A 14,927-nucleotide genomic window follows, 5' to 3' on the forward strand; every position below is an offset into this window, starting at 1 on the left:
CGTTGTTATTACACTGTTTATTTAAACTTAATTAACAACGATGTGTTGTTAACTAATAATACTAACTTATAATTTTTCAGTTAACCAAGGAGTCACTGATTCAAGCGCTGCAGCTAGCGCTTCAGGGTTTGAACCACCCGCTTGCGCCATGTCTGGACGACCGCCGCCTTTACCGCCAACTTGAACTGCGAGATAGCTTACTAGCTCACCCGCTTTCACTTTACCGATGAGATCTTTAGTTACACCAGTGATCAGGTTAACTTTACCTTCGCCAGGAATACCAAGAACAATAATACCGCTTTGCAGTTTGTTCTTCAGTTCATCCATCGAGCTACGTAGCGACTTAGGATCAGCACCTTTTAGATTAGCAACAAGTACTTTAACACCGTTTATAACTTGTACCTGATCGATCAAGTTAGCATTCGCAGCACTTGCTACTTGTACGTTTAATTTCTCAACTTCTTTTTCTAGGCTACGATTACGGTCGAGTACTTGACTCACTTTTGCCACAACTGTATTTTGGTCAGCTTTCACTAAACCTGCAGTTTCTTGCATTTTGGCAACAAGATCGTGAACATATGCTAATGCAGAATCACCCGTTACTGCCTCGACACGGCGAACACCTGCAGCGATACCGCTCTCAGATAAGATCTTGAAGAAACCAATATCACCGGTACGTTTAACATGCGTACCACCACACAGTTCAATTGAGAAGTCACCCATGCGCACTACGCGCACTTCATCGTCATACTTCTCACCGAATAATGCCATTGCACCCGCTTCACGCGCGGCATCAATGTCCATTACTTCTGTTACAACTTCGTGGTTAGCACGAATTTGTGCGTTAACCAGACGTTCAACTTCAAGCAGTTGTGCTGCTGTTACACCTTCAAAGTGTGAAAAATCGAAACGTAAACGTTCAGGTAATACTAATGAACCTTTCTGCTGTACATTTTCACCTACAACTTTACGCAATGCTGCGTGTGCCAAGTGAGTCACAGAGTGATTAAGGCCAATCGCTTTACGACGACTAACATCAACATCGGCGATAACTTGGGTATTTACTTCGATAACACCCGAAACTGTACCGAAGTGAACCGTTGCATTACCCGCTTTCTTGGTATCTGTTACCGTAAATACAGCATCACCAATTTTGATCACACCTTGGTCACCAGATTGGCCACCCGCTTCTGCGTAGAATGGTGTTTTGTTTAAAACAATTGCACCTTCTTGACCGTCATTTAACAGTTCAACTTCAGCGTTATCTTTAATTAATGCAACAATTTGTGCATCAGATGTCAGCGTTTGGTAACCCAAGAATTCAGTTTTAGCATCAATTTTTAGCATATCGTTGTAATCAGTGCCAAAGTTAGAACCTTGACGTGCGCGATTACGTTGCTCTTCCATTGCAGCTTTAAAGCCGTCTTCGTCAATCGTTAGATCGCGTTCACGTGCAATATCAGCCGTTAAATCAGATGGGAAGCCATAGGTATCGTAGAGTTTGAATACCACATCACCTGGAACAACTTTACCGTCTAATTGTGACAATTCATTGTCTAAAATGTTCAGACCACGTTCAAGTGTTTTACCAAACTGCTCTTCTTCGATAAGTAAGATTTTTTCAACAATTGCTTGTTGTTTTACTAGATCGTCAGAAATGTCACCCATGAGTTCGACCATTTTCGCAACAAGTTTGTTGAAGAATGGACCTTTCGCGCCAAGCTTATTACCGTGACGTACTGCACGACGAATGATACGACGTAGTACATAACCACGACCTTCATTTGATGGCATAACGCCATCAGAGATCAGGAAGCTACATGCACGAATGTGATCGGCAATTACGCGTAATGATTTGTTTTCTAAATCAGTTGTACCGATAAGCTCTGCAACATGCTTGATTAGAGTTTGGAAGATATCGATTTCGTAGTTTGAGTGTACATTTTGCATAATTGCAGAAATACGCTCAAGACCCATACCCGTATCAACAGATGGCTTTGGTAGTTCTTCCATTGTACCGTCAGCTTGACGGTTAAACTGCATGAATACTAAGTTCCAGATCTCAATGAAACGGTCACCGTCTTCCTCTGCTGAGCCCGGTACGCCACCCCAAATATCTTCGCCGTGGTCGTAGAAGATTTCAGAGCATGGACCACATGGACCCGTGTCACCCATCGACCAAAAATTATCTGATTCAAATTTCTTCTCTGGTGATTTGTCACCGATACGAATGATTTTATCTTCAGGCACGCCTATTTTGTTCGCCCAGAATGAAAATGCTTCATCATCACTTTCATAAACGGTAACCAACAGTTTTTCTTTTGGTAGTTTCAAAACAACGGTTAAGAATTCCCATGCAAATAAGATCGCATCTTCTTTGAAGTAATCACCAAAGCTGAAATTACCTAGCATTTCAAAGAATGTATGATGACGCGCAGTATAACCTACGTTATCTAAATCGTTGTGTTTACCACCAGCACGTACACAGCGTTGAGACGTTGTGGCACGTGTATATGAACGTTGTTCTGCACCTAGGAATACGTCTTTAAATTGGTTCATGCCCGCATTTGTAAATAACAAAGTTGGATCATTAGCAGGTACAAGTGAGCTACTTGTACCTTTGTTGTGCCCTTTACTGGCAAAATAATCAAGAAACGCGTTGCGGATCTCAGCTGTAGACATTGTCATGGAATCGTCCTGGGTGCTTTAATTATGAGCGATTGTTTAGATTTAATAATATAAACGGATCTGTTAATGAAGTGATTATACCCAAACCGCGTCAAAATGCTAACTCAGAGACGCCCTTGAGTCGTGATTTTGTGTTTGTCAATCGACCGAATCAGCTTAGATTTAGATTAGATTTACAGGCTAAAAAAAAACACCGAACATAAATGCTCGGTGTTTTTATAAAACCATTCGACTATCAGTAACTCATCTCACTGATATTTATCAAATTGCTTCTTCGTTTTCTTCACCGGTACGAATACGGATCACGCGTTCTACAGCGGTAACGAAGATCTTACCGTCACCGATTTTACCTGTATGCGCAGTTTCAACGATAGAGTCGATGCATGCATCAACGTCATCGTCTTGCACAATAAGATCGAGTTTTACTTTAGGTAGAAAATCAACCATGTATTCAGCACCACGATAAAGCTCGGTATGACCTTTTTGACGGCCAAAACCTTTCACTTCAGATACAGTCATACCTGTAATGCCAATTTCTGCAAGCGCTTCACGTACATCATCAAGTTTAAACGGTTTAATAATCGCTTCAATTTTTTTCATGTTTAGTCCCTGTTAGCCCCTAAATATAACTATTAGCATACCGAAGCAAATTCAAATTGCCAATCAGACGAGTAATTAAATCGATGAAATCGCTAAATTTCTTTTTTATAGAAAGTCACCAACAATCTGTTGTTGCTTCATTTTCACTATTCATCGACATAGTTGAACCAAGATTATCAATGGTAAAAGAGGCACAATTTGTATCATTAGCCTGCGTACTGCCTGCTTCGACAGTCGCAATTATCGTATAGTTATTTACAGTACTGCTAGCACTAAGTGCAAAGGTGTAATAGTCACTGTCATCATCCCAGCCAGATAATGTATTCGCCACACCTGTGGTTAATGAGGTTGCATACTGTCTATTATCTAAATAGAACTGCTCTTGTAATAACTGCGCTTTATACAATGCCGTTTTTGCATCATTACGATTGTTATTCATAATATAAGCACTGTAAGAAGGATAACCAATTCCCGCTAAAATGCCGATAATAGCGATGACAATCATCAATTCAACTAGGGTAAAACCCGTTTGTTTATTTGTCATTATTGCACCGCCTCATTGAAGTAACGGTAGGTAGAATGCGGTACTAACGATACTTCCGTATCAATAGTTCCTTTATTAACGGCAACACCATCGTCCATTTTACTGTCCCCTTTCCCCGCACCGAGTAAACGCAATACAGATGCACCATTATTCGACGCAGCATGAACCGCAAGATCTTTAGCAATTACATTCTGTAATTTCCGATAATATTTTTTTGTACCAACATTCAAGTTGAGTTGATAATAATGGCTATAACCCGATAGGTTCGCAACACACTGTCCATTTTCTATAACATAGTCACTGGCAAAAGGAGTATAAGTATTAAAATGTACAACACCATTAATAACAACAGCAGCACCAAGGGATTTTTCGGCCGCCTCATTTAATTTATAACGCCAACCTGATAATACAGTGTCTTTCTCGACATCCGTGACAGTTTCATTACCAGAGACGTTGTTATTACTAATCAAAGATAAATTATCGCGTTGTATCACTGTAGGTTCAGGCTTTTTACCAAGCCCTTCACCCCATACTGTAGGGTATATATCTTTATCTTTAATATTAAAGAAATAATTATCCACGGTAATATTAGAATTCGGGCTGGTAATATCCCCACTACCTAACAATAAACCATCATAAGAGTTACCATTTATATCCCTTGCTCTTACAATTGATGGCGCGCTGAAAAAGCGGAGATCACTATCCCCCGAGCCACCAAGACTCGCCAATTTAATCAAGGTATTTGTACCCTTGGTAAATTTATTTTCCTCTGTATCGAAGGCTTTCGTCATATCAATACGATAAATATTACCCGCAGTGTCAGGCGCATAAATTCGGTCAGCATAGCTATCGCCATCGCTATCAATTACAGCTAACCGACTGGCAATACTATCGCTAAATCCTTCAAACGACTCAACGACAACACCGCTAATTGCATCGACTATATACACAGCTCGACCTGTTGTATCAGTACAAATATTACTAATACCTGAACTGCTAAGATTTGAACCGCAAGTATCTTTGTTAGTATCATAGCCACCACCAAAAATTAATACAGGTCTATCATTTTGATCCGGGTCCTCTCTAAGAATTTTACTCACAATAGGAGTCGACCAAGTTTGAGCCAATTCTGGATACGTTTTTACTATTGGTGCAGGGGCATTTTCCATCACCCAATTTAATTCTGGGATGGTAGTATTTACTTTGCTGCTATCAAGATTAACATTCAAAGAGAAATATTTTTCGCCACCTCGTCGTAAGCCAAAGGTAATTATATGCTTAAGATTGTCTGGATTTTCATAATAATGAGCATCAACAGCTGTACCATCAATTCCATAAATTCGATTTTCAGCTCTTGTGATTTGCAGGTTTAGCATAAGCGCCATAGCAAGATTTTCTTTCGGTATAAATGCCCACTCTTCTTCAACACTACGTCCGTTATCTTTAAATGCATGGAAGAATCCGGCATTAGTACCAATAAATATCCGTGGTTTAGATAATACAGTTTTACCATCAGAACCTTCGGTACCAACAGAATCTGGATATTCAACAATTAATGGTTCTGCATGCATGGGATCGCCAAAGATATCATCACGATATTCACCCGCTTCATTTTTACCTTGTAACCAACTAATTGCAGTATCTAAAGTCGCTTCTGATACACCTAGCGCACTCGCTAAATTCGCATCACCTTCAACAGATAGAGCAGTTTTTAAATTATCTTTATTCAGGGTTAATAACCCACTATTATCAGCATTAGTAATATAAATATTACGTGCATCCGTTGATTCAAGGGTGCTAAATGCTTCCACAACACCACCTTTATCGACATCATTGAGACCTTTCGTTGAGCTCCAAGCTGAGTATAAACTATCATTAAAGAAACTAGAGTCACCATCAGCTAAGGCTGGCGATATACTTGAATAAATAGATGTAGCATCGCTTGCGGATTGCATCCATGCACTCAAGGTACCATCATCAGTCACTTTAAATTTACGTAAGTTACCTCGCCAACGACTAGTTTGACTCGGTTTAAACATAGGGTAATAAACAAATTCATGACTCTTAGTTGAATTACTACTATTGATAGAAGTACCAACGGCTGCTGTAACACCGTGCTGTCTAGTTATAATATCAGCAAACACCATATCTAACTTCTGACGTAATTCATTAGCATCAAGCGCGTTATAAAATTCACCATCACCGTATTTAGCCGTTTTCTCTAACAAATTACGACGTTTATCATCCAGTTCTCCAATACCGACAGTATAAGTAACAATTCGCTCCTTTATATCCTTAGTAGTAGGGTTCATATCATTATTTGCTAACCAACCTGATAGTACAGGGAGTAGGTTTTTATCACAGGTCGTATCTGCATCATTAACTTGTACAGCTTTATCTGCAATGTCCTGAGCTGTCATTCCGGGTAATTGTTCAATCAACTCATTTGCTTTACTATCGTGATCATACGCATCAATTCGAATTCGCCCACCAAAGATACCACCACACTTAACAATATCAGTAAGTCTAGAAGATACATCGTGATGACCTGTTGTAACCATAATGATATAGGCTTCGGTTTGACAACTATTTACCCAATCCATAGGACTAATGTAAGTACCGCTAGCTTCTGCACTTTGGTCGCGTTTTGGTTTTTCTCCAATTAAAACATCATCCCCATACCAAACACCTTGACCATATAGATATCGATATCCTTCGTACAAACTTTCGCATAAGGCTGACTTGGACATACTCGTAGTGAAAATATCTTGTATCTGGCTTTTTAGCAGACTTTTTTTATTTGCATAGCCATTAGTCGCAGCATCGTAATCATCAGGATCATAAGAGCTAACCTTCGAAATAATTCGACCACCATTATTACTTAGAATATCGAGTTTAGTGATAGAGTTATTCGGATTAAAAATTTCTAATCCTGTATTAATTTCTGTTGTATCCAACATCAAGTCTAGAACCACTTTTTTCGCTATCTGCAAATTTGATAATTGAATCGTTGCACCACTAGTCGGTTTTAACGCAGCCCATTTAACTAAGTTATCCGAATACAAATATGCTTTATTATTACTATCTCCATTAAATCGTCCTTGAGCCGTATCTTCGTAGATATTCCAATAATATTCAGGACCGTTCGATGGAAAACCTTTTCGCTTCGGATTTTCAACATACCCATCAGCTGAACCATCATCTGATTCTCCATCTTCGTTGACTTCTTCAGCCTTAATCACCCCACTGTGTTCGTAACCGGGGTTTCGGTTTTCACCCGTAGCTATATCTTGGTCACAATCAACAAATTTACGCCCGATACTGATTTTACTGCCAATTGTACGCCACTCATACGGGATCCCTACAACGCCATCTCCAAACTTTAAAGGGCCAGGTAACCACTGAGCAACATAGTCTTGATAAGCACCAAGATCACCTTGAAAGTCCGCGACAGCTGAATAGCAATTCATTTTAGAGAAGTCGAGCTTATTACTACTGCCTCGAGTCGGAATCGACGTAACAAACTCGTCATATTTAACTTGTTCATCACTTGTAAGAGCTGCGCCCCCCGAATAAGTATCAACCGCTTTTTCTGCTATACCACGTAGCTCTGTGTGATTGAGCGCCTTAGCGTTAACACTATTGTTATAATAAAATTGCTCACCACCGTAGAGCCAACGGTAAATGATATCTTCAACATTTGTGTCAGGTGTCGGTGGGTATGCAATATGCGGATCATAGTATTCAGGGTAAGGATAATCCGCCTTTTCACGCATATGAGCAGAGGTATCTAAAATAATCAGTACTTGCGGCTTACCATTTAAGCTAACGGAATAAATTTCACCTTCATCTGCCCCCGCATGTAATGCCATCAACCCAGCTAGAATAATGCTGATTGGTTTGAAAATCCTTTTCATTGTCTATCCCTATTGATTTTTCACTGCCAAAAATGGCTGTTCTACGCCAGCGGTCATTGCCAGACCTTTAACTCGCGGGCCATCGTCTTGTGTAAAATCCATTTTCACAAATCGACAGTTAATTAAATGGACACTCGAAGCGGTTACACTTCGCTTACAATGACCTTCTCCGCGCTGCTCTAGAGTCACATGCGAAGTACCGCTCGTACTTAAAGCGGAACTAGCTCCCTCCCCCCACTCCATAATATCGTTAATTAAATTAGGGTTACTCATCACTTCACTAAAGCTGCCTAATAGCGCTTGCTCATTAGCTAACTTTTCTTGCGTTAAGCCAATCGCATTTTGTCCTAACCGCGTTTGGGTTATCACGGCAGCAGCCAATGAAGTAATGACAACCAATATAATAATCACAATAAATAAGGTAACGCCTCGCTGGTTTTTCATTGTGTCACCGCCATCATGTTATTTTTTATCACGACCGTTGTTGATAATAAAAAACGACGATAATTATCATCATCAGGCGGATTAAACGGACTAAACCTGTCGTTAAACGTGGCATCATTGTTTAATGTTAAATCTCTATTCTTAGCACGTGCTAATACATAAATACGCGCAGATATAAGCTGATTAGTACGCCACATCAAGTCGGTAATATTACTGCTTGCAAGGTAACTTTCAGGTCGGCCATCACCGTTAGTGTCGACACCAAAATCAATCCGGATTTGTTCTATATTGCTAACAACCAAATCATTAATAAATACACCGTTAATAAGACTAAAACGGCTTAATCGGGGGCTATTTGTATCATGCGCTTGGATAAAATAGGTGTGATGTAAGTAAGGATATATTTCGGCGTTAGCTATACTAGGGGCTGTACCTGTAAATAACTGCGCTTGCATAGGTGAAATCGCAACATAATAACGATTAGTTTGAGGATTAGGGGAAATCACTCCCCGAATACGTGCTATCGACAATACGTCACTGTTTTCTGCAAGAGCATAACCATCATCATTCTCATCGTTTTCATTCTCAAAACAATTAGCGACAGTAACATTAATGACTCCATCAATCGGCGTCCTCACGATCCAATTGGCTTTATCTGGAAAATGTAAATTATCATCAGCCGCGGGACCACCGACTGGCACCACACGACAATCACCAGCGGCAATATTCTTAGGCACTTGGATATCAGCAAGTCCACCGCCAGAAAACTCCGCAAAACTACCGATAGCTCGTACGTCTTCCACTAATACTTGCAAGGCCAATTGTGCCTGTTGCTGTAAATTGGAAACGGTTGAAGATCGATTAGCCGAGACTTTGGTATCCACAAACATCGTTGTGATAGACACCATAAGCACTAAACCAATAACCAGCGCAATCATCAGTTCAACTAAATTAAAGCCCGCTTGCTTCGCTCTCATATAGCCCCCTTGATGAAGCTAGCTAGCATTACTTGTCGACGATTAGTCACTCGTTTTCCACAATTTTTACTTTGCTTAGCAGCGTCTGCCCCTTGAACTTGCCAGCTCACAGCAATACGGACAGTGTAAGTATCGGTGACATTACGGCATAAATTCATATTGCTACGCTTAGCAGAGCTTGCCACATTGGTAAGAATTCTAGTGAGTATGACGTCTTGGGTATCAGATGAACTTGAGGAAGGCTTAATCCAAGCGGTATTCGTCCGCAATTCTTGCAACGCCGTACGCGCAAGATATGAAGCTTCAATTTGCTTGTCTGTATCTGCTAATGATTTCTTCGCAATCCCTTGCAATGCCACTATGCCCAATAGGCCAACGGCAAGGATGAATGATGTGATCATCACTTCAATGAGACTGAATCCAGATTCCTTTCTAGATTGCATAACTAACTCACTTAAATAATTTATACACCATTATGTTACACATATGTTTACTTTATGTAAACGCAGCGCATTTTATTCTGTGAGACTCAACATTAATTAAATCGATGATTCAATGCGGTAGCAAACCAAGTAGGTATTCAAATAAAATTATAGGGTATAGAGGCGAGATATTAGAGATTAGTTAAAAAGAGTGTATTAGTGGATAAAGCTCGTCGAGTCGATGACTAAACGAGCCTATCAATAGTACGAGTTAATTTACTTGCTTAATACGTAATTCGGCTGGCACTTCAAATATCGTATTTTCTGGGCGCCCTTCGACTTCAGTCACCAGTTTACCTCCGTATTCTTGGAGTTTTTCAACAACCTGATCGATCAACACTTTAGGTGCAGATGCGCCTGCTGTAACACCAATCTTAGCTTTACCTTCCAATAATACAGGGTCAATATCACCTGCATTATCAATAAGGTAAGACGGGACACCAAGGTTTTCAGACTTTTCACGTAGACGGTTCGAGTTTGATGAATTTCTAGAACCAACCACAAACATAATATCAACCATACCTGCTAGTTTAGATACCGCATCCTGACGATTCTGTGTTGCGTAACAAATATCATCTTTACGTGGCCCCCTAATTTCTGGGAAACGTTCACGCAGTGCGTCAATAATAGCTGAGCAATCATCTACCGATAACGTGGTCTGTGAGCTGTAAGTTAGGTTTGTCACATCTTTAACGTCTAAAACGGCAACATCCGCAATCGATTCAACCAGATACATACCACCATCAGCATTGTCATACTGACCCATGGTACCTTCGACTTCAGGGTGACCCTTATGACCAATCAATACACATTCAATACCACGGCGACTGGCACGAGTCACTTCCATATGTACTTTTGTCACTAGCGGACAAGTTGCATCAAATACTTTTAGGTCACGACGTTTAGCTTCAGCTTGTACCGCTTTAGATACGCCATGCGCACTAAAAATAACCACACGACCGTCTGGCACTTCATCAAGCTCTTCGACAAAAATAGCACCGTTCTCTTTTAAGCCATCCACCACATAGCGATTATGCACAACTTCGTGACGTACATAAACAGGGGTTTCAAACAGCTCAAGCGCACGTTCAACAATGCTAATAGCACGGTCAACACCGGCACAGAAGCCACGAGGATTAGCGAGTAAAATTTCCATCATAAACCTTATTTATTCTGCATTAATTTCTAAAATTTCAACTTCAAACGTTACAACTTGTCCAGCTAACGGATGATTAAAATCGACAGTTACCGAGTCACCAATCACTTCTCGAATCATGCCCGGTAATTCAGCACCGTCTGGCTGAGTAAAACCGACGATTAAGCCAACTTCCGCTTTCACTTCAGTAAACTTAGCACGGTCTAAATAATAAATATTATCTGGATTCGGTTGTCCGAATGCATCTTCTGGTTGCAGTTCAAACTTGTTTTTATCACCAACAGTTAAACCTAATAAACAGCGTTCAAAATTAGGCGTTAAGCTACCATCACCAATTACTAATTTGGCTGGCTTACCTTGTAGTTCAGTACTATCAGCAACAGAGCCATCTGCTAAGGTAATAGTAAAATGCATTAGTACTTGGCTATCATTACCAATTGTTGCTACGTTAACTGTCATTTGATGAGTCCTTGTCATTTTTACTTTCCATAATGGCTTCCAAGATTAACATCGCGGCACCAATACAGATCCAAGTATCTGCTAAATTGAAAATAGGGAAATGGCTTGTATCCCAATACACATGTAAAAAATCAATTACATAACCATGAATAATACGATCATATAAATTACCTAACGCACCACCTAAAATAAGTGCGTAAGCAATATTGCTCCAATACTGCTGAGCTGGTTGTTTCTTTAACCAATAAATCAACAGACCAGAAACCGATACCGCTATTACGCCAAAGAACCAACGCTGCCAACCGCCTGCATCTGCAAACATACTAAATGCCGCACCATAGTTACGTGCATAGGTAAAATTAAACACAGGTAACACATTTACCGATTCACCTAATTGAAAATGGCTCACCACAAAAGTCTTGGTACCCAAATCAATAAAAAATACGACAACGGCTAACCACAGCCAAATTAATCCTGTTCTCTTTGTTGTGCCTACGGTCATGATTATCCTCTGATACGTCAACGTGATGACGATAAATATAAAATATACCCAAGTTACTTCAAGATGCTATATCAATCGCTTGGGTATAAACAGTGCATTGTTATTGGTATCAATCCAGCATATTGGAATAGATTATTTACAATCATATCATTTTCATGACACGGGTTAAGCATTTATCCATAAAAAAATGCCTACTGTGTTTATACTGATTAAACTAACCAGTACACAGTAGGCATTCTATGTGAACGATAATAACAGCTTAATGGTTATTACCCTTCTTTACTTGCTCGGTGTGATGAACACACTAGCAATTAAGCAAATTGACGTTTCTCGCCTTCACCATCGATATTATCTTCACAACGCGCACAAATAGTAGGATGCGTTTCTGACTGACCTACTGTTTCGTTATGGTGCCAGCAACGCTCACACTTCTCTGCGTCACTCTTAGCAACGCTAATCCATAAACCGTCAATAGCGCTTGCTTCAACGCCTGTAGGCGCTTCTGTTACCGCAACGACTGTCGTGTTTGACGTTAATAGTAAGAAACGTAATTCGTTACCTAATTTGTCAAGGTCAGCTGCAAGTTCAGCATTCGCATATAAAGTAACGTCAGCTTGTAAAGAACCACCAACAACCGCATTGTTACGTGCTAGTTCAACAGTTTTGTTTACTTCACTACGAACAGCTTGTAGCTTACTCCAGTAAGCGTTGTTTAGCTCAGCATCATCAGCAAGTGGTGTTAGACCTGTGTACCACTCTTCAGTGAATACATACTCAGCACGTTCACCAGGCATTGCATTCCAGATCTCAAACGCTGTAAAGCTTAAGATAGGCGCAGTCCAACGAACCATCGCTTCTAAGATATGGAACATCGCAGTTTGACAGCTACGACGTGCAATTCCGTCTGACTTTGCAGTGTACTGACGATCTTTGATGATATCTAAGTAGAAGCTACCCATTTCAATTGAACAGAATGTCATTAGTTTTTGCGTTACATTCTGCATTTGGTAGTTTTCATAATCGGCTAGGATTTCAGTTTGTAGTGCGTGTGCACGACCCACTGCCCAACGATCCAATGCAACCATATCTTCTGTCGCTACAATATCAGTTTCTGGGTTGAAACCTTCTAAGTTAGACAATAAGAAACGTGCAGTATTACGGATACGACGGTAAGCGTCAGCACTGCGATCTAAGATCTCATCAGATACCGTCATTTCACCTGTGTAATCGGTACTTGCAACCCACCAGCGTAGAATATCACCACCAAGACGGTTCATTACGTCTTGTGGCGCCATTACGTTACCGATAGATTTAGACATCTTACGGCCTTTCGCATCAACCACGAAACCGTGTGTTAATACGTCTTTATAAGGTGCTTTACCGTGAATAGCTGTTGAGATCATCAATGATGATTGGAACCAACCACGGTGCTGATCAGAACCTTCAAGGTAAAGATCGATATCTGCGCCGTCGTATTCTTTACGTGCATCAACAACTGAGAAGTGTGTTGAACCCGAATCGAACCATACGTCTAATGTATCAGGTGCTTTCGTGTAGTTTACAGCGTCATCACCTAGTAGGTCTGCAGAATCAAGATCCCACCACGCTTGAATGCCTTTCTGTTCAACTAAGTTAGCAATATCTTGCATTAGTTCAGCAGAACGCGGGTGCGGTTCTTGTGTTTCGTTATGAACGAACAAAGAAATTGGCACACCCCACGTACGCTGACGAGATATACACCAGTCTGGACGGTTCGTTACCATGCTTTCGATACGCTCTTGACCCCAAGAAGGAACCCACTGCACATCTTTAATTTCTTTCATTGCCGCATTACGCAGACCATTTTGTTCCATGCTGATAAACCATTGTGGTGTAGCACGGAAAATGATTGGCGTTTTGTGGCGCCAGCAATGTGGATAGCTGTGTTTTAGTACTTGGTGATTTAGTAACGCACCTTTTTCAGTTAGCACTTCAAGAACACTATCGTTTGCTTTAAATACGTGTTGACCAGCAAATAAAGGTGTATCTTCAAGGTAAACACCGTTGTTACCAACAGGGTTTGCAATCTCTAGGTTATAACGTAGGCCAGCCACGTAATCTTCTTGACCGTGACCCGGTGCAGTATGAACAACGCCCGTACCCGCTTCAGTCGTTACGTGATCAGCTAAAATTGCTGGTACGTCGAAATCATAAAACGGGTGGTTAAAGCGTAAATTCTCTAGTGCAGCACCAGTACAAGTACCTAACGTAGTGAAGCTTTCAGGTGCAAATGCAGCCATGCAAGATTCAACTAAGTCTGTTGCTAAAATTAGTTGCTGTGAACCAGATTCAGTTACCATGTTAACTAGCGAATATTCAACGCGCTCAGCTAATGCAACCGCGCGGTTAGCAGGTAATGTCCAAGGTGTTGTCGTCCAGATAACCGTTGACACCAAACCTTCAACATCACTACCAAATACAGCTTTAACAGCAGCTTGATCTTGTGCCGTAAAACGCACGTAGATAGCAGGTGATTTCTTATCTTCGTATTCAACTTCAGCTTCAGCAAGTGCAGAACCACAATCTGTACACCAGTGAACAGGTTTAGAACCTTTTTGTAAGTGACCGTTTTCAACAATTTTACCTAAAGCACGGATAATGTTTGCTTCAGTGCTGAAATCCATTGTTAGGTATGGATTCTGCCAATCGCCTAGTACGCCAAGACGGATAAAGTCTTCACGTTGACCGTTAACTTGTTTTGTCGCATATTTACGACATTCTTCACGGAATTGTGCAGCTGTTACTTTACGGCCTGGTTTGCCCACTTTTTTTTCTACCATTAATTCGATAGGTAGACCGTGACAATCCCAACCTGGAATGTAAGGTGCGTCAAAGCCAGACAAGCCTTTCGCTTTAATAATAACGTCTTTCAGGATCTTATTAACTGAGTGACCAATGTGAATGTTACCATTCGCATAAGGAGGACCATCGTGCAGAATAAAGGTTTTTTTACCTTTCTTAGCGGCACGGATTTTTCCGTATAAATCATCAGTAGTCCACTGCTTCAACATGTTTGGTTCGCGGTTCGCTAAGTTAGCGCGCATCGCAAAGCCCGTTTTTGGCAGGTTCAGCGTTTTTTTATATTCGCTCATGTATCCTAATTTCCGTTATTGGTATTC

General features: G+C 40.7%; 11 protein-coding genes. All 11 read right to left on the reverse strand.

Annotation, left to right across the window (positions count from 1 at the left end):
- Positions 1–66: 66 nt before the first annotated feature.
- On the reverse strand, positions 67–2,688 hold the full coding sequence (gene alaS, locus HWV01_RS19705; RefSeq protein WP_211673135.1) for an alanine--tRNA ligase: 2,622 nt from the start codon (positions 2,686–2,688) through the stop codon (positions 67–69).
- Positions 2,689–2,949: 261 nt separating this feature from the next.
- Complete coding sequence (glnB, locus tag HWV01_RS19710) at positions 2,950–3,288, reverse strand: nitrogen regulatory protein P-II (RefSeq protein WP_006033375.1); 339 nt, start codon at positions 3,286–3,288, stop codon at positions 2,950–2,952.
- 115 nt (positions 3,289–3,403) lie between these two features.
- Positions 3,404–3,832 (reverse strand): type IV pilin protein, encoded by a 429-nt coding sequence (locus HWV01_RS19715; RefSeq protein WP_211673136.1) that lies wholly within the window; start codon positions 3,830–3,832, stop codon positions 3,404–3,406.
- The gene (locus HWV01_RS19720) at positions 3,832–7,749 is read right to left on the reverse strand and encodes a pilus assembly protein (protein WP_211673137.1); all 3,918 of its coding nucleotides are present in this window, start codon (positions 7,747–7,749) and stop codon (positions 3,832–3,834) included. The genes HWV01_RS19715 and HWV01_RS19720 overlap by 1 nt, the downstream gene beginning before the upstream one ends.
- Positions 7,750–7,758: 9 nt before the next feature.
- On the reverse strand, positions 7,759–8,193 hold the full coding sequence (locus tag HWV01_RS19725; protein WP_211673138.1) for a hypothetical protein: 435 nt from the start codon (positions 8,191–8,193) through the stop codon (positions 7,759–7,761).
- The gene (locus HWV01_RS19730) at positions 8,190–9,170 is read right to left on the reverse strand and encodes a PilW family protein (protein ID WP_211673139.1); all 981 of its coding nucleotides are present in this window, start codon (positions 9,168–9,170) and stop codon (positions 8,190–8,192) included. Before HWV01_RS19730 ends, HWV01_RS19725 begins: the two co-directional genes overlap by 4 nt.
- Positions 9,167–9,613 (reverse strand): prepilin-type N-terminal cleavage/methylation domain-containing protein, encoded by a 447-nt coding sequence (locus HWV01_RS19735; RefSeq protein WP_211673140.1) that lies wholly within the window; start codon positions 9,611–9,613, stop codon positions 9,167–9,169. Before HWV01_RS19735 ends, HWV01_RS19730 begins: the two co-directional genes overlap by 4 nt.
- A 250-nt stretch (positions 9,614–9,863) precedes the next feature.
- Positions 9,864–10,808: a 4-hydroxy-3-methylbut-2-enyl diphosphate reductase gene (ispH, locus tag HWV01_RS19740; RefSeq protein WP_211675922.1), complete on the reverse strand. Its 945-nt coding sequence runs from the start codon at positions 10,806–10,808 to the stop codon at positions 9,864–9,866.
- A gap of 12 nt (positions 10,809–10,820) precedes the next feature.
- The gene (fkpB, locus tag HWV01_RS19745; protein WP_211673141.1) at positions 10,821–11,267 is read right to left on the reverse strand and encodes an FKBP-type peptidyl-prolyl cis-trans isomerase; all 447 of its coding nucleotides are present in this window, start codon (positions 11,265–11,267) and stop codon (positions 10,821–10,823) included.
- Positions 11,257–11,769 (reverse strand): signal peptidase II, encoded by a 513-nt coding sequence (gene lspA, locus HWV01_RS19750; RefSeq protein WP_211673142.1) that lies wholly within the window; start codon positions 11,767–11,769, stop codon positions 11,257–11,259. Before lspA ends, fkpB begins: the two co-directional genes overlap by 11 nt.
- A 311-nt stretch (positions 11,770–12,080) precedes the next feature.
- A complete protein-coding gene (gene ileS / locus HWV01_RS19755; RefSeq protein ID WP_211673143.1) occupies positions 12,081–14,900 on the reverse strand; it encodes an isoleucine--tRNA ligase in 2,820 nt (939 codons plus the stop codon).
- Positions 14,901–14,927: the final 27 nt, after the last annotated feature.

The organism is Moritella sp. 5, assembly GCF_018219455.1.
Classification (GTDB): domain Bacteria; phylum Pseudomonadota; class Gammaproteobacteria; order Enterobacterales; family Moritellaceae; genus Moritella.

What these genes read in the sequence shown, in the direction of transcription:
- alaS (WP_211673135.1), bottom strand. Translation starts at nt 2,688, where the DNA reads ATGACAATGTCTACAGCTGAGATCCGCAACGCGTTTCTTGATTATTTT.
- glnB (WP_006033375.1), bottom strand. Translation starts at nt 3,288, where the DNA reads ATGAAAAAAATTGAAGCGATTATTAAACCGTTTAAACTTGATGATGTA.
- HWV01_RS19715 (WP_211673136.1), bottom strand. Translation starts at nt 3,832, where the DNA reads ATGACAAATAAACAAACGGGTTTTACCCTAGTTGAATTGATGATTGTC.
- HWV01_RS19720 (WP_211673137.1), bottom strand. Translation starts at nt 7,749, where the DNA reads ATGAAAAGGATTTTCAAACCAATCAGCATTATTCTAGCTGGGTTGATG.
- HWV01_RS19725 (WP_211673138.1), bottom strand. Translation starts at nt 8,193, where the DNA reads ATGAAAAACCAGCGAGGCGTTACCTTATTTATTGTGATTATTATATTG.
- HWV01_RS19730 (WP_211673139.1), bottom strand. Translation starts at nt 9,170, where the DNA reads ATGAGAGCGAAGCAAGCGGGCTTTAATTTAGTTGAACTGATGATTGCG.
- HWV01_RS19735 (WP_211673140.1), bottom strand. Translation starts at nt 9,613, where the DNA reads ATGCAATCTAGAAAGGAATCTGGATTCAGTCTCATTGAAGTGATGATC.
- ispH (WP_211675922.1), bottom strand. Translation starts at nt 10,808, where the DNA reads ATGGAAATTTTACTCGCTAATCCTCGTGGCTTCTGTGCCGGTGTTGAC.
- fkpB (WP_211673141.1), bottom strand. Translation starts at nt 11,267, where the DNA reads ATGACAGTTAACGTAGCAACAATTGGTAATGATAGCCAAGTACTAATG.
- lspA (WP_211673142.1), bottom strand. Translation starts at nt 11,769, where the DNA reads ATGACCGTAGGCACAACAAAGAGAACAGGATTAATTTGGCTGTGGTTA.
- ileS (WP_211673143.1), bottom strand. Translation starts at nt 14,900, where the DNA reads ATGAGCGAATATAAAAAAACGCTGAACCTGCCAAAAACGGGCTTTGCG.